Origin of the sequence: Micromonospora sp. NPDC048930 (genome assembly GCF_043197935.1) — a bacterium.
GTDB lineage: Bacteria > Actinomycetota > Actinomycetes > Mycobacteriales > Micromonosporaceae > Micromonospora.
Map to the genome: position 1 here is coordinate 179,057 of NZ_JBICUB010000010.1, position 26,752 is coordinate 205,808.

Sequence of the window (26,752 nt, forward strand, 5' to 3'; positions counted from 1 at the left end):
GTCGGTGCGGTCGACGGCGGGTGGCCGCCGTGCGGGCTCAGGAGCCCGGGGTGCCGGCGCGCTTGGCGGCCGCCGCGAGGAAGTCCCGGTTGAGCCGGCCGATGGTGTTCAGCGGGATGCCCTTCGGGCAGGCCGCCGCGCACTCGCCGATGTTGGTGCAGCCGCCGAAGCCGGCCTCGTCGTGCGCGTCCACCATGCCGATCACCCGGGTGTACCGCTCGGGCTGGCCCTGCGGCAGCAGCGAGAGCTGGTTGATCTTGGCGGCGGTGAACAGCATGCCGGAGCCGTTCGGGCAGGCGGCCACGCAGGCGCCACAGCCGATGCAGGCGGCCGACTCGAAGGCGGCGTCCGCGTTGGCCTTGGCCACCGGGGTGGAGTGCGCCTCGGGGGCGCTGCCGGTCGGCGCGGTGATGTACCCGCCGGCGGCGATGATCTTGTCGAAGGCGCTCCGGTTGACCACCAGGTCCTTGACGACCGGAAAGGCCCGGGCGCGCCACGGCTCGATGTCGATCGTGTCGCCGTCCTTGAACTGCCGCATGTGCAGCTGGCAGGCGGTGGTGCCGCGCTGCGGACCGTGCGCCTCGCCGTTGATCATGAGGCTGCACATGCCGCAGATGCCCTCGCGGCAGTCGTGGTCGAACGCGACCGGCTCCTCGCCGTCGAGGATCAGCCGCTCGTTGAGCACGTCGAGCATCTCCAGGAAGGACATGTCCGGGGACACGTCCTGCACCTGGTAGGTCACCATCTGACCCTTGTCCTCGGGGCCCTTCTGGCGCCAGATGCGCAGGGTCAGGTTCACTTGTAGCTCCGCTGCGTGGGGTGGACGTATTCGAAGGTCAGGTCTTCCTTGTGCAGCACGGGCTGACCGGTGCCGGTGTACTCCCAGGCCGCCACGTAGGAGAACCGGTCGTCGTCGCGCTGCGCCTCACCGTCCGGGGTCTGGTGCTCGGCCCGGAAGTGGCCGCCGCAGGACTCCTCGCGGTGCAGGGCGTCGATGCACATGAGCTCGGCGAGCTCGAAGAAGTCGGCCACCCGGCCGGCCTTCTCCAGCGACTGGTTGAGCCCCTCGCCGTCGCCCGGGACGCGGACCCGCTGCCAGAACTCGTCGCGCAGCGTGCGGATCTCGTCGATCGCCTTGCGCAGCCCGGCCTCGGTGCGCTCCATGCCGCAGTGCTCCCACATGATCTGGCCCAGCTCCCGGTGGAACGAGTCCACGGTCCGGTCGCCGTTGATCGCGAGCAGCCGCTGGATCCGGTCCTCGACCTCGGTGCGGGCCGCCACCGCCTCGGGGTGGCTGGCGTCGACCTTCTCGAACGGGCCGGAGGCCAGGTAGTTCGCGAGGGTGTTCGGCAGCACGAAGTAGCCGTCCGCCAGGCCCTGCATCAGCGCGGAGGCGCCGAGGCGGTTCGCGCCGTGGTCGGAGAAGTTGGCCTCACCGATCACGAACAGGCCCGGGATGCTCGACTGGAGGTCGTAGTCGACCCAGAGGCCACCCATCGTGTAGTGCACGGCGGGGTAGATCCGCATCGGGACCTCGTACGGGTCCTCACCGGTGATCCGCTCGTACATCTCGAAGAGGTTGCCGTACTTCGCCTCGATGGCCTTGCGGCCGAGCCGCTGGATCGCGTCGGCGAAGTCCAAGTAGACGCCGAGCCCGCCGGGGCCGACGCCGCGACCCTCGTCGCAGACGTTCTTCGCGGCCCGGGAGGCGATGTCCCGGGGGACCAGGTTGCCGAAGGAGGGGTAGATCCGCTCCAGGTAGTAGTCCCGCTCGTCCTCGGGGATGTCCCGCGGGGCGCGGTTGTCGCCCTTGGCCTTCGGCACCCACACCCGGCCGTCGTTGCGCAGCGACTCGCTCATCAGGGTCAGCTTCGACTGGTGGTCGCCGGAGACCGGGATGCAGGTCGGGTGGATCTGCGTGTAGCAGGGGTTGGCGAAGTACGCGCCCTTGCGGTGCGCCCGCCAGGAGGCGGTGACGTTGCAGCCCTTGGCGTTGGTGGAGAGGTAGAAGACGTTGCCGTAGCCGCCGGAGGCGAGCACCACCGCGTCGGCCATCTCGGTGCTGATCTCGCCGGTGACCAGGTCGCGCACCACGATGCCGCGGGCCCGGCCGTCGACGACCACCAGCTCCAGCATCTCGTGCCGGGCGTTCATCTCCACGTTGCCCAGGCCGATCTGCCGCTCCAGCGCCTGGTACGCGCCGAGCAGCAGCTGCTGGCCCGTCTGGCCCCGGGCGTAGAAGGTGCGCTGTACCTGCGCGCCGCCGAACGAGCGGGTGTCCAGCAGGCCGCCGTACTCGCGGGCGAACGGCACGCCCTGGGCGACGCACTGGTCGATGATGTTGACCGAGACCTCGGCCAGCCGGTGCACGTTCGACTCCCGGGAGCGGAAGTCGCCGCCCTTGACGGTGTCGTAGAAGAGCCGGTGCACCGAGTCGCCGTCGTTGCGGTAGTTCTTGGCGGCGTTGATGCCACCCTGGGCGGCGATCGAGTGAGCCCGGCGCGGGCTGTCCTGGTAGCAGTACGACTTGACGTGGTAGCCCTGCTCGGCCAGCGTCGCCGCGGCCGAGCCGCCGGCCAGGCCGGTGCCCACCACGATCACGGTGAGCTTCCGGCGGTTGGCCGGGTTGACCAGCTTCATCTCGAACCGGTGGCGCTCCCACCGGGTCTCGATCGGGCCGTCGGGGGCCCGGGTGTCGGCGATCGGGTCGCCCTCGGTGTAGAGATCCATGTCAGGCCACCAATCCGGTGAGTACGGCGAACGGGACCACCAGGTAGCCGGCGGTCAGCGCGACGGCGAAGACCAGCGCGGCAGTCTTGGCCCGGCGCTCGCCCTTCGGGGTCTGCTGGCCGAGGCTGCGGAAGGCGCTGAACGCGCCGTGCCGCAGGTGGAAGCCGATGGTGACGACGGCCAGGACGTAGAAGAGGGTGACGTACCAGCGCTCCGGGGCGAAGTCGGCGACCACGTTGCCGTACGGGTTGGCCGCGTCGCCCTGCGGGTTCAGGTGACCGGTGGTCAGGTCCAGGATGTGGTAGATCACGAAGAGCAGGATGATCACCCCACCCCAGCGCATGGTGCGGGCCGCGTAGTTCACGTGGATCTTCCGGCGGTGCGCGTACGGCACCGGCCGGGCAGCCCGGGCCCGCCTCGCCAGCACGGTGGCCGACGTGATGTGGGCCAGCACGGCGACGGTGAGGACGGTGCGCTGGATCCACAGGTACCAGGTCGACGGCAGCAGCGGCGTCCCGATCTCGCGGAGCCAGTGCGCGTAGTGGTCGAACGAGGTCTCGCCCGTGAAGATCTTCAGGTTCCCGAGCATGTGCAGGATCAGGAACAGCACAAGGATGATGCCCGTCACCGCCATGACGGCCTTGAGGCCGACGTTCGTGCGGATGGGCGACCGAGTTTTCGTGAGTACCACGGGCCCGACGCTAGGAGCACTTTGATCAGTCGTCCAATGCATCGACCTCGCAGTCTTGATAGCCATAAGCTATGTAGATGCAGCTGCATCAGCTCCGGTACTTCGTCGCGGTGGCAGAAGTACGACATTTCACCCAAGCGGCCGATCTGGTGGGCATCACCCAGCCCTCGTTGAGTAAGCAAATTCACGCCCTGGAGACCGACCTCGGGGCCCCGCTCTTCGAGCGGGTAAGGGGCAACATCGCCCTCACCGCCGCCGGTGAGGTGCTGCTGCCGCTGGCCAAGCGGATCCTCGCCGACGTCGACACCGCCACCCGGGAGGTGCAGGAGCTGGTGGGGCTGCGCCGGGGCCGGGTCCGGCTGGGCGCCACCCCCAGCCTGGCCACCTCGCTGGCGCCCCCGGTGCTGCGCCGGTTCCGCGACGCCCACCCCACCGTCGACCTGCGGGTGGAGGAGGGCGGCTCCCAGGACCTGGTCCGCGACCTGCTCCGCGGCGACCTCGACCTGGCGCTGATCATCATGCCGTCGGCCGGTACCGACCCCGGCCTGCGCGCCGACCCGATCCTGCGGGAGAGCCTGGTGGTCGCCTCGGTGGACCCGCTGCCGGCCGACCCGGTCACCGGCGAGCTGCGCATCACCGACCTGCGCCACCAGCCCCTGGTCATGTTCCGCGAGGGCTACGACCTGCGCGACGCCACCCTCCAGGCGTGCCGGGAGGCCGGCTTCGAGCCGACCCTCTCGGTGGACGGCGGGGAGATGGACGCGGTGCTCAGCTTCGTCGAGGCGGGGCTCGGCGCCGCCCTGGTCCCCGGCATCGCGGTGGCCCGGCGGGCCGGCATCCGGGTCACCCGGCTCGCCCCGCCCGGCGTACGCCGGACCATCGCGGTCGCCCGCCGCCGGGACGTCGTCCCCACCCACGCCGGCCGCGAGCTGCGCCGCATCCTGCTCGAGTACGTCCACGACGCCACCGCCGCGAACGCCCTCCCCGTCGGCGTGGAACCGCTGTCCTAGCGCCCCTCGGCCTCGTCCATGGCGCGGTAGATGCGCTGCTCGGAGACCGGGTACGGGGTGCCGAGGGCCTGGGCGAAGACGTTCACCCGCAGCTCCTCGATCATCCAGCGGATCTGCCGGACCGCCGCCGACCCCCGCTTCGCCTCGGGCAGCGCGGCCAGCATGTCCTGGTACTCCCGCTGCACCACGGCGATCCGGTCCTGCTGCTGCTTGTCCCGCTGCGGGTTGCCGGGCAGCCGGTCCAGCCGGCGCTCGATCGCGGTCAGGTAGCGCAGCAGATCGGGCAGGCGGGCGTAGCCGGCCTCGGTGATGAAGCCCTTGTGGATCAGGCCGCCGAGCTGGTTGCGGATGTCGGCCAGGGCGGCCACCACGGCCAGGTTCCGGGTGGCGCCGAGCCGCTGCTCCACCGCGTACCCGGCGGCGAGCACCTGGCGGACCCGGTTCATCACCTCGACGACGGTGTCGACCAGGTCGGCGCGGACCCGGTCGCGCAGCGCGGCGAAGCCCTCGGCGTCCCAGGCCGGGCCGCCCGCCTCGGCGATCAGCTTGTCGATCGCCGCGCCGGCCGCGTCCTCGATCAGCGCCGGCACCCCGCCGTGCGGGTTGCGGGACAGCGCCAGCTTGGCCTCGTTGCTCAGGCGCCCCTGGAGGAACTTCGCCGGGGAGGGCACGGTCAGCCGCAGCAGCCGGCGGGTGCCGGCCCAGTGCGCGGCCTCCTGCTCGCCGGGAGAGTCGAACACCTTCACCCCGACCGTGGCGCCCTCGTCGACCAGGGCCGGGTACGCGGTCACCGCGTAGCCGGCGCGAACCTGCTCGATGGTGCGCGGAAGGGTGTCGATGTCCCAGCCGGTGAGCCCGGTGCGGGCCACGTCCGGCGCGGCGGCGGCGACGACCTGGCGTACCTCCTGGCGGAGCTGGCGTTGCAGGGCGGGCAGGTCCTTGCCCTCGGCGACCGGCCGCTCGTCCTCGCCGAGCACCCGGAAGGTGACCCGCAGGTGCGGCGGCAGCTTCGTCAGGTCCCACGCCTCCGGCGGGACGGTCACCCCGGTCATCCGGCGCAGCTGCCGGGTGAGCGCGTCGAGCAGCGGCTCCTCCCCGGGGGTGATCGCCGCGAGGGCGGCCCGGGCGAAGTCGGGCACCGGGACGAAGTTGCGCCGGATCGCCTTGGGCAGCGACCGGATCAGCGCGATGACCAGCTCCTCGCGCAGGCCGGGCACCTGCCAGTCGAAGCTCTCGGCGGGCACCTGGTTGAGCAGCGGCAGCGGGATGTCCACGGTGACGCCGTCGGTCGGGGTGCCCGGGTCGAAGGTGTAGGTGAGCGGCAGGGTCACCCCGTCGGCCCGCCACTCGTCCGGGTAGTCCTCCTCGTCCACCCCGCCGCGACCGGAGTTGATCAGCAGCTCGCGGGTGAAGGTGAGCAGGTCCGGCTGTTCCCGGCGGGTCTTCTTCCACCAGGTGTCGAAGTGCCGGCCGGAGACCACCTCGGCGGGGATCCGCTCGTCGTAGAACTGGAAGATCGTCTCGTCGTCGACCAGGATGTCCCGGCGCCGGGCCCGGTTCTCCAGCTCCTCCACCTCGGCGAGGAGCTGCTGGTTGTCCTTCCAGAACTGGTGGTGGGTCTGCCAGTCGCCCTCGACCAGGGCGTGCCGGAGGAACAGCTCCCGGCTCAGCGCCGGGTCGATCCGTCCGAAATTGACCTTGCGGGAGGTGACGAGCGGGATGCCGTACAGGGTGACCTTCTCGTAGGCCATCACGGCGGCCTGCTTCTTCTCCCAGTGCGGCTCGCTGTAGCTGCGCTTGACCAGGTGCTGGGCGAGCGGCTCCACCCACTCGGGCTCGACCCGGCCGGCCACCCGGCCCCACAGCCGGGAGGTCTCCACCAGCTCGGCCGCCATCACCCAGCGCGGCGGCTTCTTGAACAGCGCCGACCCGGGGAAGATCGCGAACTTCGCCCCGCGCGCCCCCAGGTACTCGTGCTTCTGCGCGTCCTTCAGCCCGAGGTGCGAGAGCAGGCCGGGCAGCAGGGACTGGTGCACCTTCGGGGTGTCGATCTCCTCCGGCAGGTCCGCCCCGGCCCCGCGCCGGCCGCCGTCGCCGCCGGCCTGGTCGGCGCCGCGCCGGCCCCGCCGGCCGTCGCCCGCCTCCGGGGTACGCAGCACCTGGCGCAACTGGCTGACGATGTCCTGCCACTCCCGCACCCGCAGGTAGTTGAGGTACTCCGCCTTGCACATCCGGCGGAAGGCGCTGGAGGACAGGTTCTTCTGCTGCTCGCGCAGGTACCGCCACAGGTTGAGGTACGCGACGAAGTCCGACTCCTTGTCGGCGAACCGGGCGTGCGCCTGGTCGGCCTGGGCCTGCTTGTCGGCGGGGCGCTCGCGCGGGTCCTGGATGGAGAGCGCGGCGGCGATCACGATCACCTCGGTGGCGCAGCCGTTGCGCTCGCCCTCCAGGACCATCCGGGCCAGCCGGGGGTCGACCGGGAGCTGGGCCAGCCGCCGGCCCAGGGCGGTGAGCCGCTTCGCCGGGTCGCTCTCGGCCGGGTCCAGCGCGCCCAGCTCGTGCAGCAGGTTCACGCCGTCGGTGATGTTGCGCCGGTCCGGCGGGTCGATGAACGGGAACGCGCCGATGTCGCCGAGCCCGATCGAGGTCATCTGGAGGATGACCGAGGCGAGGTTGGTCCGCAGGATCTCCGGGTCGGTGAACTCGGGCCGGGAGGCGAAGTCCTGCTCGTCGTAGAGGCGGATGCAGATGCCGTCCGAGGTACGCCCGCAGCGCCCCTTGCGCTGGTTCGCGCTCGCCTGCGAGACCGGCTCGATCGGCAGCCGCTGCACCTTCAGCCGGCTGGAGTAGCGGGAGATCCGGGCCGTGCCGGGGTCCACCACGTACTTGATGCCGGGGACCGTCAGCGAGGTCTCCGCGACGTTGGTGGCGAGCACCACCCGGCGCCCGCTGTGCGGGGCGAAGACCCGGTGCTGCTCGGCGGTGGAGAGCCGGGCGTACAGCGGGAGGATCTCGGTGCCCAGCAGGGAGCGTTTCTTCTGCACCAGCTTGCCGAGCGCCTCGGCGGTGTCCCGGATCTCCCGCTCGCCGCTGAGGAAGACCAGGATGTCGCCCGGTCCCTCGGCGGCCAGTTCCTCGACCGCGTCGCCGATGGCCTGGATCTGGTCCCGGACGTTCTCCTCGTCGGCCTCGTCCTCCTCCTCGGCCTCGGTGACCTCGACCAGCGGCCGATAGCGCACCTCCACCGGGTAGGTCCGGCCGGACACCTCGACGATCGGAGCCGGCTCGCCGTCGGCGTCGGCGAAGTGCCGCGCGAACCGGTCGGTCTCGATGGTCGCGGAGGTGATGACCACCTTGAGGTCGGGGCGGCGGGGCAGCAGCTGCTTGAGGTAGCCGAGGATGAAGTCGATGTTGAGGCTGCGCTCGTGCGCCTCGTCGATGATCAGCGTGTCGTACTGGCGGAGCATCCGGTCGGTCTGCAGCTCGGCCAGCAGGATGCCGTCGGTCATCAGCTTGACCAGGCTGTTCTCGCTCACCTGGTCGGTGAAGCGGACCTTGTAGCCGACCACGTCGCCCAGCTCGGTGCCCAGCTCCTCGGCGATCCGGTCGGCGACGGTCCGGGCGGCGAGCCGGCGGGGCTGGGTGTGCCCGATCAGCCCGTTGATCCCGCGCCCGAGCTCCAGGCAGATCTTGGGCAGCTGGGTGGTCTTGCCGGACCCGGTCTCGCCGGCCACGATCACCACCTGGTGGTCGCGGATCGCGGCGGCGATGTCGTCCTTGCGCTCGCTGACCGGCAGCTGCGCCGGATAGGTGATCGCCGGCACGGCCGCCCGCCGGCTGGCCAGCCGCGCCTCGGCCCGGGCCACCTCGGCCGCGATCTCGGCGAGCGCCGCCTCGCGCCGCTGCGGGTCGCGTACCTTCCGGACCCCGTCCAGCCGCCGCTGCAGCCGTCGCTGGTCGCGGAACATCAGGGGGGAGAGGCGGCGGTGCAGGTCGCGGGCGGTCTCGGGTACGGCGGGTGCGGCTGGATTCTGCATGTCGTCGCCAAGGATAGGCAGGCGCGCGCCGCAGCGCCCCCGGGTTACCGCCCGCCGGCCTGGGGCCGGGGTTGGCGGACACCGGGCCGGTGGGCGCCGGAGCCGAGGGCCCGGGCGCCTCCCGCGCGTGCCTACCCGGGTCGGGGCGGTCCGCCGGGCTAGAGTTTCCGCCGACCGGGGTCGACGAGGGGACGGGATGATCATGCAGGACATCGACCGGGCGCTCGTGCAGGCCGCCACCGCCGTCGCGAAGCTGCGCTGCCGCAGCGACAACCACACCGTCGCGGCCGCCGTGCGGACCACCGACGGCCGGGTGTTCAGCGGGGTGAACGTCTACCACTTCACCGGGGGCCCCTGCGCCGAGGTGGTGGCGATCGGCGCCGCCGCCACCGCGGGCGCCGGCGACCTGGAGGCCATCGTCGCCGTGGGTGACCGCGGCCGGGGCGTCATCCCGCCGTGCGGCCGCTGCCGGCAGGTGCTGCTGGACTACTTCCCGTCGATCCGGGTGATCGTCGGCCCGCCCGACGGGCTGCGCGCGGTCCCGGTGGCCGACCTGCTGCCGGAGACGTACGTCTGGTCGGACCACCAGGTGGAGGTGCCGGCGGTGCCGCGTACCGGGGTGTGGCCGATGCCGGTGGTCCCGGGCAGCCGCCAGTCCGCGGAGGACTAGTCAGTCCCCGGAGGCCAACTCCAGCATGGAGGTGGGCACCGGGACCGCCTCGAAGCGGAGCACTCCCTCCGGCACCATCCAGCTCATCACCCGGGCGACCAGCTGCCCGGAACTCACCGCCGGATCGTTCGCGTAGAGCTCGCGGGCCATCTGCGGGTCCACCGAGAGCACGGCGAAGCCGCGGATCCGCTCGTCGTCGCCGCCGAGGAACGGGCCGGCCGCCAGGACCGCCCCCTGCTCCACCAGCCCGGCCTGGTGGGCCAGGTGGGTGTCCTGCAGCCGGTCGAGGGCGTCCCGGGGCAGCTCGGGCGCATCGTCCGGGCGGACCAGGAGCACCACGGTGTGCTGGTCGAATCGCATGCTGCCAGGGTAGGGGGATCAACCGGTGGAAACCGGGCTACTCCGCGGTCCGGGCCCGCAGCGCGCGGATCGACCAGTCGAGCACCGGCGTGAGGCTGCCGCCCGTCGACCAGCCGTTGATCACGGAGAGCAGGTGCAGGTAGCGCTCGCGGCGCGGGTCGTTCGCGGACTCCAGCCGGGCCAGCAGCCGCCGTCGCAGGTCGACGTCGTCGGGGCGGCCGCAGAGCCGCGCGTACCGGGCGGTGACCGCGGCGACGACCGGCTCGGCGGCCGGCGAGACCGGGTCCACCTCGGCGGCCAGCGCCGGCTCCACCTGCTCCCGGACGACCGCGACCGCGTCCCGGCGGACGACCGTGTGGTCGGCCCGGTCGGCCGCGTGCTGCTCCGCCAACCGCCGCAGGCCGGCGCGGAAGTCCGGGTCGCGGGACAGCTCGGCCAGCTCCACCCACGCCTCGACCTGCTCGGCCTCGGGGCTCCCGGGCAGCTCGGGGGTCAGGGAGCGCCGGATCCCCGCGAACCCGGGGTCGTCCAGGCCGGCGAAGGCGGCGTCGAGGAACTCCTCGATCAGGCGCCGACGCTCGTCGTCGGAGAGCGTGGCCAGGGTGTGCATGAGCTCCATCTCCTCGGGGGTGGATCCGCGTCGGGCGACCGCCGCCAGCACCGCGCGGCGTAGCCGCAGCACCCGGATCTGCGTCGCCAGTGCCTCGGCGTGCGCCGCGGCGACCTCGGCGAGCGGGACCTCCCGGTCCACCACCCGGCGGATCGTGGCCAGGTCCAGCCCCAGGTCGCGCAGGGTCCGGACCAGGTCCAGGCGGGCGACCGCCGCGATGCCGTAGCGGCGCCGGCCGGTGGGCCCGCGGTCGGTCGGCGGTACGAGGCCGCGGTCGGACCAGAACCGGATGGTCTTGACCGTCAGCCCGGTCCTGCGGGCCAGGTCCCCGATCGAGTAGCGCGGCTCGCCGTTCATGCCCTCACCCTCGCTCCTCCACCAGGGGGAGATGCAAGTGGCCGGGCGAAAGATCGATGATCCCGAGTTAGGCATGCCTTACCTGCTCGGCTAAGGTAAGGCGAACCTAAACAGAGGGACGGGAGACCCCTTGACCACCGTCGCCGTCCGGCCCGCGCGGGCCGGCACGCCGAGCCGCCGTGGCGGCGGCCGCCGCGCCGCGGTCGCCCTGGGGGCGGCGCTGCTGCTCGCCGCCGTCCTGCTGGCCAGCCTGGCGCTCGGCAGCCGCCCGCTCGCCGTCGGGGAGGTGTGGACCGCGCTCACCGCCCCGGACGGCGGGCAGGCCACCACCATCGTCCGGGAACTGCGGCTGCCGCGTACCGCCCTGGGCCTGGTCGTCGGGCTCGCCCTGGCCCTGGCCGGGGTGCTGTTCCAGGCCGTCACCCGCAACCCGCTCGCCGAGCCGCGCATCCTCGGCGTCAGCGCCGGCGCGTCCTTCGGCGTGGTGCTGGCCATCGCCGTCTTCGGGGTCGGCACCCTCACCGGGTACGTCTGGTTCGGCGTCGCCGGCGCGCTCCTGGCCGGCCTGCTGGTCTTCGCCGTCGCCAACCGCACCCGCGAGGGTGCCAGCCCGGTCACCCTCGCGCTGGTCGGCGCGGCCCTCGACGCCAGTCTCGGCGCCATCGTGTACGCGCTGCTCAGCATCGACGCCCGCACCTTCGAGGAGTACCGCTTCTGGGTGGTCGGCGGGCTCACCGGCCGGGACGTCGGCGTCGCCGGCCAGGTGCTCCCGTTCGTCCTCGCCGGCGCCGTGCTCGCCGCCCTGGTCGCCCGGGGCCTCGACGCGCTCGCCCTCGGCGACGACGTCGCCCGCGGCCTGGGCCACCGGGTCGCGCTGGTACGCCTCGGCGCCGGCGTCGCCGCCGTGCTGCTCACCGGCGCCGCCGTCGCCGCCGCCGGGCCGATCGCCTTCGTCGGGCTGGCCGTGCCGCACCTGGCCCGGGCCCTGGTCGGCGCCGACCACCGGTGGACCCTGCTGGTCGCCGCGCTTCTCGGGCCGGCCCTGCTGCTCGCCGCCGACATCGTCGGCCGGCTGGTCGCACCGCCCGGGGAGGTCCCGGCCGGCATCATCACCGCGCTGATCGGCGCCCCGCTGCTCGCCTTCCTGGTCCGCCGCGCCCGGGTGGTGACCGCGTGACCGGCCTCGCCACCGCCTCCGCCCGGCAGGCCGGCGTGCCCGCGCGCCGGCAAGGCGTGCGCGCCCGCGCTGCCGGTGTGCGCGCCCGCGCGGCCGGCGCACCCGCGCGCCCGGCTGGCGTGCCCGCAGGCCGGGCCGGCGTGCCCGTGCGCCCGGCCGGCGTACCCGTGGGTCGGGGCCGCCGGCCGTTGGCGGTGGTCGCATGAGCGCGCCGACCGTCGCCCTGCCCGGGCGGTCGCTGCTGCGGCTCGGGCCGGTGACCGTGCGGGTGCGCCGCCGGCCGGTGCTGGTCGCCGCCGTCCTGCTGGTGCTGCTCGCCGCCGCCCTCGTGCTCAGCCTCTGCCTCGGCACCCCGTACGTCGCCCCCGCCGACGTGCTGCGCGCGCTCTCCGGCGCCGGCACCCCGTACGACCTCGTGGTGCTGGACCTGCGACTGCCCCGCGCGGTGCTCGCGGCACTGGCCGGCGCGGCCTTCGGCGTGGCCGGCACCCTGATCCAGAGCGTGGCGCGCAACCCGCTCGCCAGCCCCGACGTCATCGGCGTCACCCAGGGCGCCGGGCTGGCCGCGACGGTGGCGCTCACCGGCGGCGCGGCCGCGATCCTGGTCGCACCGGCCGCGCTGCTCGGCGGCCTGCTCGCCGCCGTCCTGGTGTTCGCCCTCGGGGCCCGGCACGGCCTGGCGGCGCAACGCTTCGTCCTCGCCGGCGTGGCGGTGGCCTTCGCGTTCCGGGCGCTGACCGAGGTGGTCATGCTCGCCGCCGACCCGATCGACGGGCTGCGCGCCCAGGTCTGGCTGATCGGCACCCTCGCCGGCAAGGGCTGGACGGAGGCCGGCTGGATCGCGGCCACCCTCGCCGTGCTGCTGCCCGTCCTGCTCTGGGCCGGCTGGGCGCTGCACAGCACCGCGCTGGACGACGACACCGCCCGGGGCATCGGCCTGCGGCCGGTGGCCCGGCGGATCGGGCTGGCCGGCACCGGCGTGCTCGTCGCCGCCACCGTCACCGCCCAGGTCGGCGCCGTCGACTTCGTCGCCCTGGTCGCCCCGCAGGTGGCCCGGCGGCTGGTCCGGGCCGAGCGGCCCCCGCTGCTCTGCGCGGCCCTGCTCGGGGCGCTGCTGCTGGTGCTGGCCGACCTCGCCGGCCGCCGGCTGCTCGCCCCCACCCAACTGCCGGCGGGCGTGCTCACCGCCGCCATCGGCGGCCCGTACCTGATGTTCCTGCTGCTGCGGACCCGAGGGAGGCGGTCGTGACCGCCATGCTGTCCACCCGCGACCTGGTCGTCGGCTACGAGGAGCGGACCGTCCTGGACGGGCTCCACCTCGACCTGCCCGCCGACGCGTTCACCGTCATCGTCGGGCCGAACGCCTGCGGCAAGTCCACCCTGCTGCGGACCATGGCGCGGCTGCTCACCCCGCGCCGCGGCGCCGTGCTGCTGGACGGTACGGCGATCCGCGACCTGCCCACCCGCGAGGTCGCCCGGCGCCTCGGCGTGCTGCCGCAGAGCCCGCTGGTGCCCGAGGGGATCACCGTGGCGGACCTGGTCGGTCGGGGCCGGCAGCCGTACCAGCGCTGGTGGCGGCAGTGGTCCGCGGAGGACGGCCGGGCGGTCGAGCAGGCCATGGCTCTGGCCGACGTCGCCGGGCTCGCCGACCGGCCGGTGGACACCCTCTCCGGCGGCCAGCGCCAGCGGGTCTGGATCGCGATGACCCTCGCCCAGGACACCGAGGCGCTGCTGCTGGACGAGCCGACCACCTTCCTCGACCTGGCCCACCAGGTCGAGGTGCTGGACCTGCTGCACCGGCTGCGGACCGAGCGCGGCCGGACCGTGGTCGCCGTGCTGCACGACCTCAACCAGGCCGCCCGGTACGCCGACCACCTGGTCGCCATGCGCGCCGGCGCGGTGGTCGCCGCCGGCCCGCCGCGCGAGATCCTCACCGCCGACCTCGTGCGGGACGTCTTTGGGCTCGACTGCGTGGTCGTGCCCTGCCCGGTCACCGGCGCTCCCCTCGTCGTGCCCGCGCTCACCCACACCTCGGCCGCACCGGCCGTCGTGCCGGCCCCGGCCGGCTCCTCCGTCGGCGACGCCTGAGCGCGCCGACCCGTACCTGAAGGAAAGGACCCTGATGCGTCGACTCGCCGCCGCCCTCACCGCGGCCCTCGCCCTCGGCGTCGGCCTCACCGCCTGCGGTGAGAGCGACCCCGTCGCCGGCCCGGCCACCGGCCAGACCCGGGAGATCACCCACGCCATGGGCACCACCAAGGTGCCTGCCGAGCCGAAGCGTGTGGTGGTGCTCGACACCGACAAGATCGACACCGCGCTCTCCCTCGGCATCACCCCGGTCGGCGCGGCGACCGCCGGCGAGGCGAAGAGCTGGCCCACCTACTTCGGCGCGGAGAAGCTCGCCGGCATCAAGGAGGTCGGCGTGCTCACCGAGCCCGACCTGGAGGCGATCACCGCGCTCAAGCCGGACCTGATCCTCGGCAGCAAGTTCCGCCAGGAGAAGTTCTACGACGAGCTGTCCGCCATCGCGCCGACCGTCTTCACCGAGAAGGTGGGCGTGACCTGGAAGGAGAACTTCCTCCTCGACGGCAAGGCGCTCGGCAAGGAGCAGCAGGCCCGCGACCTGCTCGCCGCGTACGAGAAGCGAGCCAAGGAGTTCGGCGCCAAGCTCGGCGACGCCGCCGCCCGGAAGATCTCCATCGTGCGCTTCATCCCCGGCAACATCCGGGTGTACGGCCCGGAGTCGTTCTCCGGCATCGTCGTCGGCGACACCGGGCTGGGCCGCCCCGAGCGGCAGCGCCTCGACGGCAAGGAGGACAAGCGCTTCGACCTGGTCAGCCCGGAGCGGGTCAACGAGGTCGACGGTGACGTCATCTTCGTGACCGCGTACGGCGAGAAGGCCGCGGCCGAGCAGGCCAAGGTCACCGCGGGCACCCTCTGGCAGGGCCTCTCCGCCGTCAAGGCCGGCAAGGCCCACGTCGTCTCTGACGAGACCTGGATGACCGGCATCGGCGTCACCGCCGCCAACAAGATCCTCGACGACCTCGAGAAGTACCTCTCCGCCTGACGGGCGATCCCTCTCTCCCCAAGATCCGCGCAAATTCACGGAAAGAGTGGCTATTCCACGTGGAATAGCCACTCTTTCCGTGTAAGAGCGCCTTACTGGATGCTGCGCCTGGTACGGAGGGCGGTGCGGATCTCGGTGAGGACGCCTTCGAAGTCCTCGGCCATGCGTTTGCTGGTGACGTGAAGGACGATCCAGCCGTCGCCCAGGATCTGGTTCAGGCGGCGGCGGTCACGGTGGAACTGGTCGGCGTCCTGATGCCAGAGCCCGTCGTATTCGACGGCCACCTTCAGGTCCGGCCACGCGAGGTCGACCCTCGCGACGAAACGGCCGTTCCGCGTGATGACGTGCTGAGTCACTGGCCGCGGAAGGCCGGCGCCGATCAGCCGTACCCGCAGCCGGGACTCGGGGAGTGACTCCGCGCCGCCGTCCACCAGGCTCAACGCCGCGGCGAACCGGCGGGCGCCACGCTCTCCCCGGCGTTGCCCCAGGTACGCCGTCAGGTCGGTGGGATTCGTGGCCCCCCGATGCACCAGCGCGTCGATGTGAGCCACCGCCTCCACCGCATCCAGCCACTGGGCGAGATCCCAGCAGGTGCGTGTGGCCGTGGTGACAGGGACCCGGTCGAGCCGTTGCACTTCGCCTTCCTGCCACCTCGCCACGTGGATGCGTAGGCCGGCCACGGGACCGAAGCGAGCTGACGGCTCCACGAGAACCTCGACGGGCTCGTCGGGGCGGGGTCGTGGTCCGCCGAGCAGCGCGACCGCCGACCGGCCAGCGATGGCGCAACCAGGCGGGAACAGCCACGAGGCCGCAGCCCGGCAGCGCGTGAGGTGCGAAATCTCCATGCGCGCATCGGCGTACACATTGTGGAAGAGTTGCCGCCACGCACTGCTGCGCAGGTCGTTCCTGGTGAGCAGTCCACGATTAACCGCGTCCCGCGCGAAGAACACCTTGCCGACCAGTTCGGCCGGCCGACGAGGATTACGAGGCACCCCCTCACCCTGCCCACCCCCCACCCTCCCCGAAAGCCCCTGTGGACAACGCGAGGATCGCCCTGCTAATTCACGGAAAGAGTGGCTATCCGACCTCGGATAGCCACTCTTTCCGTGAATTAGCGGGCTCGAAGCGGGCGCGGGCGGGGCGGGCGCGGGTGGGGGGGTGGGTGGGAGTTAGGCGGCGGTGGACCAGATGGCGCGGAAGGCGGCGGCTTCGCCGGCGAGCCACTGCTCCACCTGGTCGGGCTTGATGTCGGCGGGCATCCGGTGGGACTCGCCGCGGCGGACGTCGACCAGGACGGGCTCGGCGTGTGGCAGGACGGCGTCCATGTGCCGGGCCATCAGGTGCAGCGTCGCCAGGGTGGCCTCCTCGCTCGGCGGCGCCTCGTCGAAGTGCAGCCGGACCGCCTCGGCGTGGCCGTCGGAGTACCGGACGCCGAAGTGCGGGTTGATCTTGACGGGGAGGTCGCCCAGCATGGCGAGGGCGTCGCGGGTCTGGGCCAGGTCGACGGCCATCGGCTCACCGAGCGAGTGCAGCCAGGTCGTCGCGCCGGGGACCAGTGCCTCGTAGAGCGGGCGCCAGCGGGGCTTGACCAGGTCGGCGACCTGGGCCAGGTGGGTGCCGCCGGTGTGGAAGGCGATGTCGGCCTTGAGCGCCTTGACGAACTGGCCGTGCGGGTTGAAGCCGTGCCGGCTCGCCCGCTGCCGGCGCAGGCCGCCGACGAAGGTGGCCTTCGTCGGCCCAGTGCGGTCCACGTAACGGGTGAACCCGAGGAGCGTGGCGTAGGGGGTGAGCGGGGTGGTGGAGGTGGGCGCGGTCACGAGCATCCTCCCAGGTCAGCAGCTCGATTAGTACATACATTCTAATCGACGGGTCTGACATCGCCCAGGGTGTGGCGGGAGTTCGGGGCGGCGGTCCCGCAGGGGTCCGTCATCGATCTCTCCGGGCGCGCTCCGGGTCGTTCCCCGTGGTGTCGCTCCGCCGGCCCGAGAAAGATCATCAGCGTGAAGCGACGTGATCTTCTGATGTTCGCCGGTCTGGCCGCCCTGGCCGGATGTGGCGGCCCCGGTACGGGCGGCAAGGGAAACGCCGGCAGCGTGCGTTTCGTCAACCGGTTGAGGGTGCCGCCGTTGCTGGAACCGGCCGTCGCGGCCGACGGGACGAAGCGGTTCTCGTTGACCATGCAGGCGGGGCGGGCGGAGTTGCTCCCGGGCCGGCCGACCACGACGTGGGGGTTCAACGGCGCCTTCCTCGGCCCGACGGTACGTGCGACGCGGGGCGATCGGGTCGCGATGCGGGTGCGCAACCAGCTCCGCGAGCCGAGCACCGTCCACTGGCACGGCATGCGGCTGCCCGCCGCGATGGACGGCGGCCCGCACCAGATGATCGAGCCGGGCGGGGTGTGGTCGCCGCACTGGACGGTCGACCAGCCGGCGGCCACCTCCTGGTACCACCCGCATCTGCACGGCAGCACCGCCAGGCACGTCTACCGCGGGCTGGCCGGCCTCTTCCTGGTCGACGACCCGGCGACCGCCGCGCTGGGCCTACCCGCGACGTACGGCGTGGACGACGTCCCGCTCGTCCTGCAGGACAAGATCATCGACGGGAACGGCGCGCTGCGGGAGGACCCCAGGCCGACGTGGGGCCTCATCGGGGACCAGATCCTGGTCAACGGGGTCTACGACCCCTTCTTCGAGGTCACCACCACGCTGGTGCGGCTGCGGATCCTCAACGGTTCCACCGCGCGGATGTACCACGTCGAGTTCTCCGACCGGCGGCGGTTCCACGTCATCGGCACCGACGCCGGACTGCTCGCGGCGCCGGTGACGGTCGATCGCGTGCAGCTGAGCCCGGGGGAGCGGCTGGAGATCCTGGTCGAGTTCGCCCCCCGTGACCAGGTCGTGCTGCGCAGCGTCGGCGGTGACAACGGCCTCGACGAAGGTGACCATGACCTGCTGAAGTTCGTCGCGGCGGGCCTGCTCGCGCCGCGGCCGGCGGTGCCGGCTCGGCTGGCCGCGGCGCCCGGCATCGAGGTGCCCGCCGGCGCCCGGGAGCGCAGGTTCCGGCTCAGCGGCAGCGACGAGATCAACGGGCGGGAGATGGCCATGAACCGCATCGACGAGGTGGTGCCCGCAGGCGCCCGGGAGATCTGGCACATCGAGAACACCGTCTACGCCCACAACTTCCACATCCACGAGGTGGCGTTCCGGGTCCTGGACATCGACGGCGAGCAGCCCCCGGCGTACCTGCGGGGGCCGAAGGACACGGTGTTCGTCCCCGGCAAGTCGACGGTGCGGCTCGCCGTCCAGTTCGGGCACCACACCGATCCGACCACGCCCTACATGTACCACTGCCACATCCTGCGGCACGAGGACAAGGGCATGATGGGCCAGTTCGTGATCGTGGAGCCCGGCACCGAGGCGTCGGTGGCCCGCACGCTGCCGACCCATCACCACCACGGCTGAGCGGCCGCCGCCGTCGGCAGCGGCCGGCGGGCCTACAGCTGTCCGACGTCGACGATCCGCACGACCGCCGCCCCCGTCTCGTCGGAGGCGGCGAGGTCCACCTCGGCGCTGATGCCCCAGTCGTGGTCGCCCTCGGGATCGTCCAGGATCTGGCGTACGGTCCACCGGTCGCGGCCCTGCTCGATCATGAGCAGCGCCGGCCCGCGGGCGTCCGGCCCCACCCCGATGGCGTCGTACGCCTCGAAGTACGGCTCCAGCGCGTCCGCCCACGCGTCCGCGTCCCAGCCCGAGGCGCCGTCGAGTTCGCCCAACTCGTCCCAGCGGCGCAGGGCGGCCAGCTCGACCCGGCGGAAGAGCGCGTTGCGCACCAGCACCCGGAACGCGCGGGCGTTGCGGGTGACCGCCGGCGGCCGGTCGTCCAGGGAGGCGGCGACCTCCTCGACGTCGGACGGGTTGCGCAGCCGCTCCCACTCGTCGATGAGGCTGGAGTCGACCTGGCGGACCAGCTCGCCCAGCCATTCGATGAGGTCGACCAGCTCCTCGGTCTTCGCGTCCTCGGGGACGGTCTGCCGCAGCGTCTTGTACGCGTCGGCGAGGTAGCGCAGCACCAGCCCCTCGGAGCGGGACAGCCCGTAGAACTGCACGTACTCGGGGAAGGTCATCGCCCGCTCGTACATGTCGCGGACCACGGACTTGGGGGAGAGCTGGTGATCGGCGACCCAGGGGTGACCCTGGCGGTACATCTCGTACGCCGACTCCAGCAGCTCGGCGAGCGGCTTGGGCCAGGTCACCTCGTCGAGCAGCTCCAGGCGGGCCTCGTACTCGATGCCCTCGGCCTTCATCGCGGCGACCGCCTCGCCGCGGGCCTTGAACTGCTGCGCGGAGAGCACCTGGCGCGGGTCGTCGAGGATCGACTCGATCACGCTCAGCACGTCCAGGGCGTACGCGGGGGACTCCCGGTCGAGCAGCTCGATGGCGGCCAGGGCGAGCGGCGACAGCGGCTGGTTGAGCGCGAAGTCGAGCTGAAGGTCGACGGTGAGCCGGACCCGCCGGCCCTGCTCGTCCGGCTCGGGCAGCTCCTCGACCACGCCGCCGGCCTTGAGCGCCCGGTAGATGGCGATGGCCCGGCGGATGTGCCGGCGCTGGGCGGCCCGGTCCTCGTGGTTGTCGGTGAGCAGGTGCCGCATCGAGGCGAACGCGTCGCCGGGGCGGCCGATCACGTTGAGCAGCATCGAGTGGCTGACCTGGAAGCTGGAGGTGAGCGGCTCCGGCTCGGCCTCGACCAGCCGGTCGAAGGTGGGCTTCCCCCAGCCGATCGACCCCTCCGGCGGCTTCTTCTTGACGACCTTGCGGCGCTTCTTCGGGTCGTCGCCCGCCTTCGCGAGGGCCTTCTCGTTCTCGATGACGTGCTCGGGGGCCTGCACCACCACCCGGCCGAGGGTGTCAAAGCCGGCCCGCCCGGCCCGGCCGGCGATCTGGTGGAACTCGCGGGCCTTGAGCAGCCGGGTCCGGGTGCCGTCGAACTTCGACAGGCCGGTGAAGAGCACGGTGCGGATCGGCACGTTGATGCCGACGCCGAGGGTGTCGGTGCCGCAGATGACCTTGAGCAGCCCGGCCTGGGCCAGGGTCTCGACGAGCCGGCGGTACTTGGGCAGCATGCCGGCGTGGTGCACGCCGATGCCGTGCCGGACCAGCCGGGACAGCGTCTTGCCGAAGCCGGAGGTGAACCGGAAGTTCCCGATCGCCTGGGCGATCATGTCCTTCTCGGCGCGGGTGCAGACGTTCACGCTCATCAGGGCCTGGGCCCGTTCCAGCGCGGCGGCCTGGGTGAAGTGCACGACGTACACCGGGGCCTGCTGGGTTTCCAGCAGCTCCTCCAGGGTCTCGTGCAGCGGGGTCATCGCGTACGAGAAGAGGAGCGGGACCGGCCGCTCGGCCGAGCGCACGACGGCGGTCGGCCGGCCGGTACGCCGGGTCAGGTCGTCGACGAAGCGGGTGGTGTCGCCGAGCGTGGCGGACATCAGGACGAACTGCGCCTGGGGCAGCTCGATCAGCGGCACCTGCCAGGCCCAGCCCCGGTCCGGCTCGGCGTAGAAGTGGAACTCGTCCATAATCACCTGGCCGACGTCGGCCCGGGCGCCCTCGCGCAGCGCGAGGTTGGCCAGGATCTCGGCGGTGCAGCAGATGATCGGGGCGTCGGCGTTGACGCTGGCGTCGCCGGTGAGCATGCCGACGTTCTCCGCGCCGAAGACCTCGCAGAGCGCGAAGAACTTCTCCGACACCAGCGCCTTGATCGGGGCGGTGTAGAAGGTCGTCCGGTCGTCGGCCAGGGCCGCGAAGTGCGCCGCGATCGCCACCAGGCTCTTGCCGGAGCCGGTCGGCGTATTCATGATCACGTTCGCGCCGGAGACGATCTCGATGACCGCCTCCTCCTGGTGGGGGTAGAGGTCGAGACCGCGCTCGGACGCCCAGCCGGCGAACGCGTCGTAGAGGGTGTCGGGGTCGGCGCTCTTCGGCAGCGCGGCGGTGAGAGTCATGGCGGCTCCCATCGTGCCTGGATCATGGGCCGCCGCGCCAACCGGGTTCAGCGCCGCCGGTGGATCAGGTCGAAGATCTCCCGGCCGGCGGTGAGCGCGCGCCGCTCGAACTTGGTGACCGGCCGGTGCGCCGGGCGGGGCGCGTAGCCGCCGTGCAGGTCGACCAGTTCCGGGTCGGCGGTCAGCGTCTCCCGCATCGACTCGGCGTACTCCGCCCAGTCGGTGGCGCAGTGCAGCGTCCCACCGGGGACCAGTCGGGAGCGCAGCAGCGCCACGTGCGCGGGCTGGATGATCCGCCGCTTGTGGTGGCGGGCCTTCGGCCACGGGTCGGGGAAGAAGACGTGCACCGCGTCCAGGCAGCCCTCGGGCATCACCCGGACCAGGTCCAGCGCGTCGCCCTTGGCCACCCGGACGTTGTCCAGCCCGTGCCGCTCGACCAGGTCCAGCAGGTTGGCGATTCCGGGCGTATGCACCTCGACCGCCAGATAGTGTCGGTCCGGGTCCGCCGCCGCCATCCCGGCGGTGGCGTCGCCCATGCCGGAGCCGATCTCCAGCACCAGCGGCGCCCGCCGGCCGAACAGCGCCGCCGGATCGAACGGCCCGTCGAGGTCGGCGATCTCCAGGCCGTACGCGGGCCAGAGCCGGGCCAGCGCGTCGCGCTGCCGGTCGCCCATCCGGCCGCGACGCGGGTGGAAGGTGCGGATGGGGGTGGCGTGCGCCGGCAGGGCGGCGTTCAGGTCGGTGGAGGTCACAGCGACCCGAGCGTACGCGACCGTCGAGACGGATCGGATGTGATGTGCGGCCAGGGGTGAGAGGATTCATCCCGTACGGCAGGACGGGCGGCCCGCCGCCCGAGCGACGGCTCCGGGTCGCGGTGCGGCGCCAGACCGGCCTTCATCCGGCCGGAGCGCCGCCTGACGGCGCGGAGGCCGAATTACGGCCGCCGGCCGAGCTGGAGTTGTCGGAGGTCGGACGACGCCGGGAGGGGGAATGGTGTCCGTCACGCGACGCGCCGCGCTGCTGATCACGGTCGCCGCCTGCGCCCCCCTGGTCGGGGCGGTCCCCGCGGCGGCCGGTCCGCGTCCCGCCGCGCTGCCCGCGGCCGAGCCGGCACCCGGGCAGAGCCAGCCGCCGCCCGAGGACGTGATCTTCGTGGAGGTCACCCCGAGCACCGTCGAGCCCGGCTTCCTGGTCGGCATCCGGGCCAGCTGCCGGGACAACTCGATCCCGGCGACCGTGGTCTCCGACGCGTTCGGCCGGGTCCAGGTGCAGCCACAACGGGGACTGCTCACGGCCTCGCCGATGGTCAGGGAGCGCACCCGCCCCGGCAACTACCGGGTCAAGCTGGACTGCCCCGGCGGGCAGACCGCCTCGACGATGCTCCAGGTGGTCAAGCGGGTGCAGCCGACCGGCAGCCCGCGGCCCAGCCGTGGCCCGGCGACCGGGTTCGGCGGCACCGCCGGGTTCGGCCTGGGCGGGCTGCTGGTGCCGGTCGGCCTGGCGCTCACCGTGGCCGGGGCGGTCGTCGGCGTGGCCGCCTCCCGCCGGCCCCGTACCGTCCGTGGCGCCGCCCGCCGCTGAGGCCCGCCATGCCCGCGCACCCCGCCTCCCCGCCGCCCACCCGGGCGGCCCGTGGTCGCAGCCCCTGGTCGGTGCCGCTCGCCGTGCTGCTGGTGTTGGTCGGGGTCTTCGCCACCGGGGCCGGGCTGGGCCGCACCGCCGGCCCGTTCGACTGGACCGACACGGCGACCGGCTCGACGACCCGCGGGGCCGAGCCCGCGCGCGCGCCGGCCAGCCGCCCGGTCAGCCTCTCCGTGCCGGCGATCAAGGTGACCGCGCCGATCACCCCGGTCGGCCAGGCCAGGGACGGTTCGGTGGACGTCCCGCCGCTGACCCAGCACAACCAGACCGGCTGGTACGACCGTGGCGCGGTCCCGGGTGAGCCCGGCCGGGCCATCATCGTCGGGCACGTCGACACCAAGAGCGGGCCGGCGGTCTTCTACCACCTGCGCGACCTGAAGCCGGGGGACCGGATCGAGGTGACCCGGTCGGACCGGAGCGTGGTGACCTTCACGGTCGACACCGTCGAGTACTTCGACAAGGCCAACCTCCCCGCCGACCGGGTCTACGGCGACTCCGGCCCGGCGGAGCTGCGCCTGATCACCTGTGGTGGCGAGTGGCTCGGGGGCCGGACCGGCTACCAGGACAACGTGATCGCCTTCGCCTCCCTGGCCGACACCCGCAACCCCTAGCCCCCAGGACAGGTCAGCCCTTGCCGGGGACCTGCTGGACCACCTCGAACTCCAGCAGCGTGGCCCCGGTGGCGACCGGCTTGCGCGGCTCGCCGCCCTCGCCGCCGGCGTGCGCGGCCCGGGACGGCCCCTGCGCCCACGCCTGGTACGCCTCCTCGGACTCCCAGCGCGTGTAGACGAAGTAGCGGTTGTCCCCGGAGACCGGACGGAGCAGCTCGAAGCCGAGGAAGCCGGGGGAGTTCTCCACCGCGCCGGCCCGGGCGGCGAACCGCTTCTCCAGCTCGGCGCCGGCGCCGGCCGGGACCTCGATCGCGTTGATCTTCACGACTGCCATGGCTCCACCCTACGGGGGTCAGAACGTCTCGACGGTGGGGACCAGGTCGGCGTCGACCACGATCGGCGCGTGGTCGGAGGGGCCCTTGCCCTTGCGCGCCTCCCGGTCCACGTACGCGGAGCGGACCGCGCGGGTGAACGGCGCGGAGGCGTATACCAGATCGATCCGCATGCCCTTGTTCTGGTGGAACATGCCGGCCCGGTAGTCCCAGTAAGTGAACGGGTGCGGACCCTTCATCGGGGTGGGCACCACGTCGCTGAGCCCGAGGTCGCGCAGCGCGGCGAGGGCCGCCCGCTCGGCCGGGGTGACGTGGGTGGAGGTGACGAAGAGCGCCGGGTCCCAGACGTCGGCGTCGGTCGGGGCGACGTTGAAGTCCCCGCACACCGCCAGCGGCAGCCCGGCCGCGATCTCCGGTTCCAGGGCGTCGCGCAGCGCCGCCAACCAGGCCAGCTTGTACGCGTAGTGCGGGTCGACGGGGGTCCGGCCGTTGGGGACGTACACCGACCAGACCCGCAGTTCGTCGCAGGTGGCGGAGATGGCCCGCGCCTCGGGCTCGGGGAAGCCCGGCTCGCCGGGGAAACCGACCGCAACGTCTTCGAGCCCGACCCGGGAGAGGATGGCGACCCCGTTCCACCGGCCGTCGCTGTGGCTGGCCACCTCGTAGCCGAGCCCGCCAACCTCGGTGACCGGGAACGCCCCGTCGGGGCACTTGGTCTCCTGCAGGCAGACGACGTCGGGCTTCGTGGTGGCCAGCCAGTCGAGCAGTCGGGGCAGGCGGGCCTTCACCGAGTTGACGTTCCAGGTCGCCAGGCGCATGTCTCCAGCCTGCCGCATCCCGCCGCCGCGCGCCGACCCGGCCGCGCCGTGTCGCCGGGCGCCGTCACGGTCGACTCGGGATGCGGCATTCGGCGGTGTCCCCGACGCCGGACACCGCCGAATGCCGCAACGCGCGGGCGGGACCCGTCAGCGCTCGGGGGTGTCGCCCGGGCGGGTCTGCTCGGCGAGGAAGCGTTCCAGTTCGGCGCCGAGTTCGTCGGCGGTGGGCAGCGGACCGGTCTCGGCGGCCAGCAGGTTCTGGCCGCGACCCCGGGCGAACGCGTCGTACTGCTCCTCCAGGGCCTGCACCAGGGTGGCCGCCTCCTCCGTCTGGGCGACCTGGCGGTCGATCTCCACCCGGACGACCTCGGCGGAGCTGCGCAGCCCGTCGCGGGGGAGCAGCAGCCCGGTGCTGCGGGACACCGCGGCGAGCAGCGCCTCGGCGGCGGCCGGGTACTCGGTCTGGGCGACGTAGTGCGGCACGTGCGCGGCGAAGCCGAGCGCGTCCCGGCCCTGCTCGCCGAGGCGGTACTCCAGCAGGTGACCCACGCTGCCGGGCACCTGGACCCGCTGGAGCCAGGGCTCGTACCCGGCGATCAGCTCGGGGCGGGTGGCGTGCGCGGTGACCCCGCTGGGCCGGGTGTGCGGCACCGCCATCGGGATCGAGTTGAGCCCCACGGTGAGCCGGACGTCGAGCCGCTTGGCCAGCCCGGCGACCGCGGCCACGAAGCGTTCCCACTGCAGATCCGGTTCGGGGCCGGTGAGCAGCAGGAACGGGGTCTCGTCGTCGTCGTGCAGCAGGTGCAGCTCCAGGGCCGGCGCGTCGTAGTCGGCCCAGTGGTCCTCGACGAAGGTCATCACCGGCCGGCGGGAGCGGTAGTCGAAGAGCTGGTCGATGTCGAAGCGGGCGACGGGTCGCGCCTCCAGGGAGGTGAGCAGTTGCTCCCGGGCGAGCCGGGTGGCGCTGCCGGCGTCGACGAAGCCGGTGAGCGCCTGGATCAGCACCGGTTGGCCGAGTTCGGGCAGATCATCGCTGAGTTCGTAGAGCTCGTGTGGGTCGAGCACCGGTCCGGACCTCCCTGGAAACGCGCGTACGGCGGGCCGTGCCGGGCACGTACCCCCGTTGCGCAAACGTACCGGCCATCCTGGTCCATTCCGTTACGGCCCGGTTGGGGGGCCGGTGGCTGATCACGACTGGGTGAAGGTGGGGTGCAGATCGGGGCGAATACGTTGATCTTGCTCGGGTTATCGGGCGAACGACGTAAGGGTGGATCAGCCGAACGGCCGAGTTAGTCGACCTTGGGGCGCGGCGCTGCCAGCCGTCCCGTTCCTGCCCGGGGTGGCCCGCCTCGGGGTGGACCGGAGGTTGGCCCGCTTGGCGAGGGGTGTCCGGCCCTGGGAACCGCCGGGCGGCCATGTCCGGATTGCGGGGCGACGATTGTGGTCAGGGCCACATGATCACTGTGGGTGACCGGCGTTTCTCCTGCCTAGCCTCGTCGAATGCGTGACGACGGCACCCTCGACGACCGATTTGGCCTCGACGGCTCGATTGACCGTTCGGACGATACCCCCTCCATCGTTCGGTCAACCGACTCCGTGGAGGCATCCACTCCTCGACGTTCCCTGCGTACCCGCCTGCGTGGCCTCGCTAACCCCTTCGCCGCCCGGCCCGGCCGGACGAAGCTGGCGGTCGCCACCGGCGCGGTCTGCTGCCTCGGCCTGGTGGGCTTCAGCCAGGTCGGTGCCGGCGCGATCGGCGGCGCGGCGAGCCCCGCGCCCTCGCCGCAGGAGGTCGCCGAGCGGGCGGCCGTGGACGCCGCGTCGCGGGGCATGGCGCGTGAGACGACCGCCCCCGTCACCCCGACCGCCACCCCCAGCGCCACGCCGTCGGCGACCGCGAAGCCGAAGCCGAAGCCGAAGGCGAAGCCCAAGCCGAAGCGGATCGTCCCGGTGGCCGGGCTGGACCAGGACCAGATGGACAACGCCAAGAAGATCGTGCAGGCCGGCCGGGAGATGGGCGTGCCGCGGCGCGGGCTCGTGATCGCGGTGGCCACCGCGATGCAGGAGAGCAACCTCTACAACTACGCCAGCGGCGTGCTGCCCGAGTCGCAGAACTACCCGCACCAGGCCATCGGCTGGGACCACGACTCGGTCGGCCTGTTCCAGCAGCGGCCGAGCAGCGGCTGGGGCACGGTCGCCGACCTGATGGACCCGGAGTACGCGACCAAGGCGTTCCTCTCCGTCCTGGTGCAGATTCCCGGCTGGCAGGACATGGCGCTCACGGACGCCGCGCAGGCCGTGCAGGTCTCCGCGTTCCCCTGGGCGTACGCCCAGCACGAGTGGCGGGCCACCGAGGTCGTCGACGCCATCCTGAGCTGACCGGGGTGCCCGGGTCGCCACTGTGGGCGGTTGCCCGGTGGCCGGCCCGGGTACCGCCGGTTTGCCGGTCCCGGGTACACATGATGGGGGACCGCGGACGGGAGGACGACATGTCACTGATACAGCGGATCAACGCGTTCCTGCGGTCGCCCCGCGGTCAGCAGCTGGTCGAACGCGGCCGGCGGGAGCTGGCCAAGCCGGAGAACCAGCAACGGCTCAGGCAGCTCGCCACCCGGCTGTCCCGCCGCCGTCGCTGACCCGTAC

The 26,752-nt window shown here is 72.8% G+C and carries 24 protein-coding genes; 11 read left to right on the plus strand and 13 right to left on the minus strand.

All coding sequences use genetic code 11. The features are described 5' to 3' along the window. Window positions 1–37: 37 nt before the first annotated feature. The 3 genes from ACGFI9_RS25265 to ACGFI9_RS25275 are packed head-to-tail and all read right to left on the minus strand — an operon-like array spanning window position 38 to window position 3,421. Window positions 38–799 (minus strand): succinate dehydrogenase/fumarate reductase iron-sulfur subunit, encoded by a 762-nt coding sequence (locus ACGFI9_RS25265; RefSeq protein ID WP_393181564.1) that lies wholly within the window; start codon window positions 797–799, stop codon window positions 38–40. Next, on the minus strand, window positions 796–2,730 hold the full coding sequence (locus tag ACGFI9_RS25270) for a fumarate reductase/succinate dehydrogenase flavoprotein subunit (protein ID WP_393181566.1): 1,935 nt from the start codon (window positions 2,728–2,730) through the stop codon (window positions 796–798). The genes ACGFI9_RS25265 and ACGFI9_RS25270 overlap by 4 nt, the downstream gene beginning before the upstream one ends. A 1-nt stretch (window position 2,731) precedes the next feature. After that, window positions 2,732–3,421 carry a succinate dehydrogenase cytochrome b subunit gene (locus ACGFI9_RS25275; RefSeq protein ID WP_393181568.1) on the minus strand — a complete coding sequence of 230 codons (690 nt, stop codon included), beginning with the start codon at window positions 3,419–3,421 and terminating at the stop codon, window positions 2,732–2,734. Between the two features lie 77 nt (window positions 3,422–3,498). Here ACGFI9_RS25275 and ACGFI9_RS25280 point away from each other — a divergent pair, with 77 nt between their 5' ends. After that, on the plus strand, window positions 3,499–4,431 hold the full coding sequence (locus ACGFI9_RS25280) for a LysR family transcriptional regulator (RefSeq protein WP_393181570.1): 933 nt from the start codon (window positions 3,499–3,501) through the stop codon (window positions 4,429–4,431). Here the strand turns inward: ACGFI9_RS25280 and hrpA are convergent. Continuing rightward, complete coding sequence (gene hrpA / locus ACGFI9_RS25285) at window positions 4,428–8,468, minus strand: ATP-dependent RNA helicase HrpA (RefSeq protein ID WP_393181572.1); 4,041 nt, start codon at window positions 8,466–8,468, stop codon at window positions 4,428–4,430. The two genes, ACGFI9_RS25280 and hrpA, sit on opposite strands and share 4 nt — an antisense overlap. A 196-nt stretch (window positions 8,469–8,664) precedes the next feature. Between hrpA and ACGFI9_RS25290 the strand changes: the two genes are divergently transcribed. Continuing rightward, the gene (locus ACGFI9_RS25290; protein ID WP_393181574.1) at window positions 8,665–9,138 is read left to right on the plus strand and encodes a cytidine deaminase family protein; all 474 of its coding nucleotides are present in this window, start codon (window positions 8,665–8,667) and stop codon (window positions 9,136–9,138) included. On the opposite strand, the gene ACGFI9_RS25295 is transcribed toward ACGFI9_RS25290, so the two are convergent. After that, entirely contained in the window at window positions 9,139–9,498 is a 360-nt protein-coding gene (locus ACGFI9_RS25295) for a YciI family protein (protein ID WP_393181575.1), read from the minus strand. Window positions 9,499–9,535: 37 nt separating this feature from the next. Next, on the minus strand, window positions 9,536–10,465 hold the full coding sequence (locus ACGFI9_RS25300; RefSeq protein WP_393181577.1) for a MerR family transcriptional regulator: 930 nt from the start codon (window positions 10,463–10,465) through the stop codon (window positions 9,536–9,538). 130 nt (window positions 10,466–10,595) lie between these two features. On the opposite strand from ACGFI9_RS25300, the gene ACGFI9_RS25305 reads away from it, so the two are divergent. The 4 genes from ACGFI9_RS25305 (at window position 10,596) to ACGFI9_RS25320 (ending at window position 14,709) form a co-directional block, all read left to right on the plus strand. After that, the gene (locus tag ACGFI9_RS25305; RefSeq protein ID WP_393181579.1) at window positions 10,596–11,642 is read left to right on the plus strand and encodes a FecCD family ABC transporter permease; all 1,047 of its coding nucleotides are present in this window, start codon (window positions 10,596–10,598) and stop codon (window positions 11,640–11,642) included. A gap of 202 nt (window positions 11,643–11,844) precedes the next feature. Then, the gene (locus ACGFI9_RS25310; protein WP_393181581.1) at window positions 11,845–12,891 is read left to right on the plus strand and encodes a FecCD family ABC transporter permease; all 1,047 of its coding nucleotides are present in this window, start codon (window positions 11,845–11,847) and stop codon (window positions 12,889–12,891) included. Beyond that, on the plus strand, window positions 12,888–13,730 hold the full coding sequence (locus tag ACGFI9_RS25315) for an ABC transporter ATP-binding protein (protein WP_393181583.1): 843 nt from the start codon (window positions 12,888–12,890) through the stop codon (window positions 13,728–13,730). Before ACGFI9_RS25310 ends, ACGFI9_RS25315 begins: the two co-directional genes overlap by 4 nt. A 34-nt stretch (window positions 13,731–13,764) precedes the next feature. Then, window positions 13,765–14,709, plus strand: coding sequence for an ABC transporter substrate-binding protein (locus tag ACGFI9_RS25320; RefSeq protein WP_393181585.1), 945 nt, complete (start codon window positions 13,765–13,767; stop codon window positions 14,707–14,709). Window positions 14,710–14,801: 92 nt separating this feature from the next. Here the strand turns inward: ACGFI9_RS25320 and ACGFI9_RS25325 are convergent, their stop codons facing one another. Then, window positions 14,802–15,701: an endonuclease domain-containing protein gene (locus ACGFI9_RS25325; protein WP_393181587.1), complete on the minus strand. Its 900-nt coding sequence runs from the start codon at window positions 15,699–15,701 to the stop codon at window positions 14,802–14,804. A 177-nt stretch (window positions 15,702–15,878) separates the two neighbouring features. Then, the gene (locus ACGFI9_RS25330) at window positions 15,879–16,526 is read right to left on the minus strand and encodes a hypothetical protein (protein WP_393181589.1); all 648 of its coding nucleotides are present in this window, start codon (window positions 16,524–16,526) and stop codon (window positions 15,879–15,881) included. 183 nt (window positions 16,527–16,709) lie between these two features. On the opposite strand from ACGFI9_RS25330, the gene ACGFI9_RS25335 reads away from it, so the two are divergent. Further along, window positions 16,710–18,170: a multicopper oxidase family protein gene (locus ACGFI9_RS25335; RefSeq protein WP_393181591.1), complete on the plus strand. Its 1,461-nt coding sequence runs from the start codon at window positions 16,710–16,712 to the stop codon at window positions 18,168–18,170. Between the two features lie 32 nt (window positions 18,171–18,202). On the opposite strand, the gene ACGFI9_RS25340 is transcribed toward ACGFI9_RS25335, so the two are convergent. Then, window positions 18,203–20,707 carry a DEAD/DEAH box helicase gene (locus ACGFI9_RS25340; protein ID WP_393181593.1) on the minus strand — a complete coding sequence of 835 codons (2,505 nt, stop codon included), beginning with the start codon at window positions 20,705–20,707 and terminating at the stop codon, window positions 18,203–18,205. A 47-nt stretch (window positions 20,708–20,754) separates the two neighbouring features. Continuing rightward, window positions 20,755–21,459: a tRNA (guanosine(46)-N7)-methyltransferase TrmB gene (gene trmB, locus ACGFI9_RS25345; protein ID WP_393181594.1), complete on the minus strand. Its 705-nt coding sequence runs from the start codon at window positions 21,457–21,459 to the stop codon at window positions 20,755–20,757. A gap of 238 nt (window positions 21,460–21,697) precedes the next feature. On the opposite strand from trmB, the gene ACGFI9_RS25350 reads away from it, so the two are divergent. After that, entirely contained in the window at window positions 21,698–22,288 is a 591-nt protein-coding gene (locus tag ACGFI9_RS25350; RefSeq protein WP_393181596.1) for a hypothetical protein, read from the plus strand. Between the two features lie 8 nt (window positions 22,289–22,296). Beyond that, window positions 22,297–22,959: a class F sortase gene (locus ACGFI9_RS25355; RefSeq protein ID WP_393181598.1), complete on the plus strand. Its 663-nt coding sequence runs from the start codon at window positions 22,297–22,299 to the stop codon at window positions 22,957–22,959. Window positions 22,960–22,972: 13 nt separating this feature from the next. Here ACGFI9_RS25355 and ACGFI9_RS25360 read toward each other — a convergent pair whose 3' ends face one another. The 3 genes from ACGFI9_RS25360 to ACGFI9_RS25370 all read right to left on the minus strand — a co-directional run bounded on the left by ACGFI9_RS25360 (window position 22,973) and on the right by ACGFI9_RS25370 (window position 25,174). Beyond that, the gene (locus ACGFI9_RS25360; RefSeq protein ID WP_393181599.1) at window positions 22,973–23,293 is read right to left on the minus strand and encodes an antibiotic biosynthesis monooxygenase family protein; all 321 of its coding nucleotides are present in this window, start codon (window positions 23,291–23,293) and stop codon (window positions 22,973–22,975) included. Between the two features lie 18 nt (window positions 23,294–23,311). Beyond that, window positions 23,312–24,109, minus strand: coding sequence for an exodeoxyribonuclease III (locus ACGFI9_RS25365; protein ID WP_393181600.1), 798 nt, complete (start codon window positions 24,107–24,109; stop codon window positions 23,312–23,314). A gap of 147 nt (window positions 24,110–24,256) precedes the next feature. Then, window positions 24,257–25,174, minus strand: a complete 918-nt coding sequence (locus ACGFI9_RS25370) for a proteasome assembly chaperone family protein (protein WP_393181601.1) — start codon at window positions 25,172–25,174, stop codon at window positions 24,257–24,259. Between the two features lie 435 nt (window positions 25,175–25,609). Here ACGFI9_RS25370 and ACGFI9_RS25375 point away from each other — a divergent pair, with 435 nt between their 5' ends. Both ACGFI9_RS25375 and ACGFI9_RS25380 read left to right on the plus strand, forming a co-directional pair. After that, window positions 25,610–26,488: a peptidase M23 gene (locus ACGFI9_RS25375; protein WP_393181603.1), complete on the plus strand. Its 879-nt coding sequence runs from the start codon at window positions 25,610–25,612 to the stop codon at window positions 26,486–26,488. Between the two features lie 110 nt (window positions 26,489–26,598). Continuing rightward, a complete protein-coding gene (locus ACGFI9_RS25380; protein ID WP_393181605.1) occupies window positions 26,599–26,745 on the plus strand; it encodes a hypothetical protein in 147 nt (48 codons plus the stop codon). Window positions 26,746–26,752 lie beyond the last annotated feature (7 nt).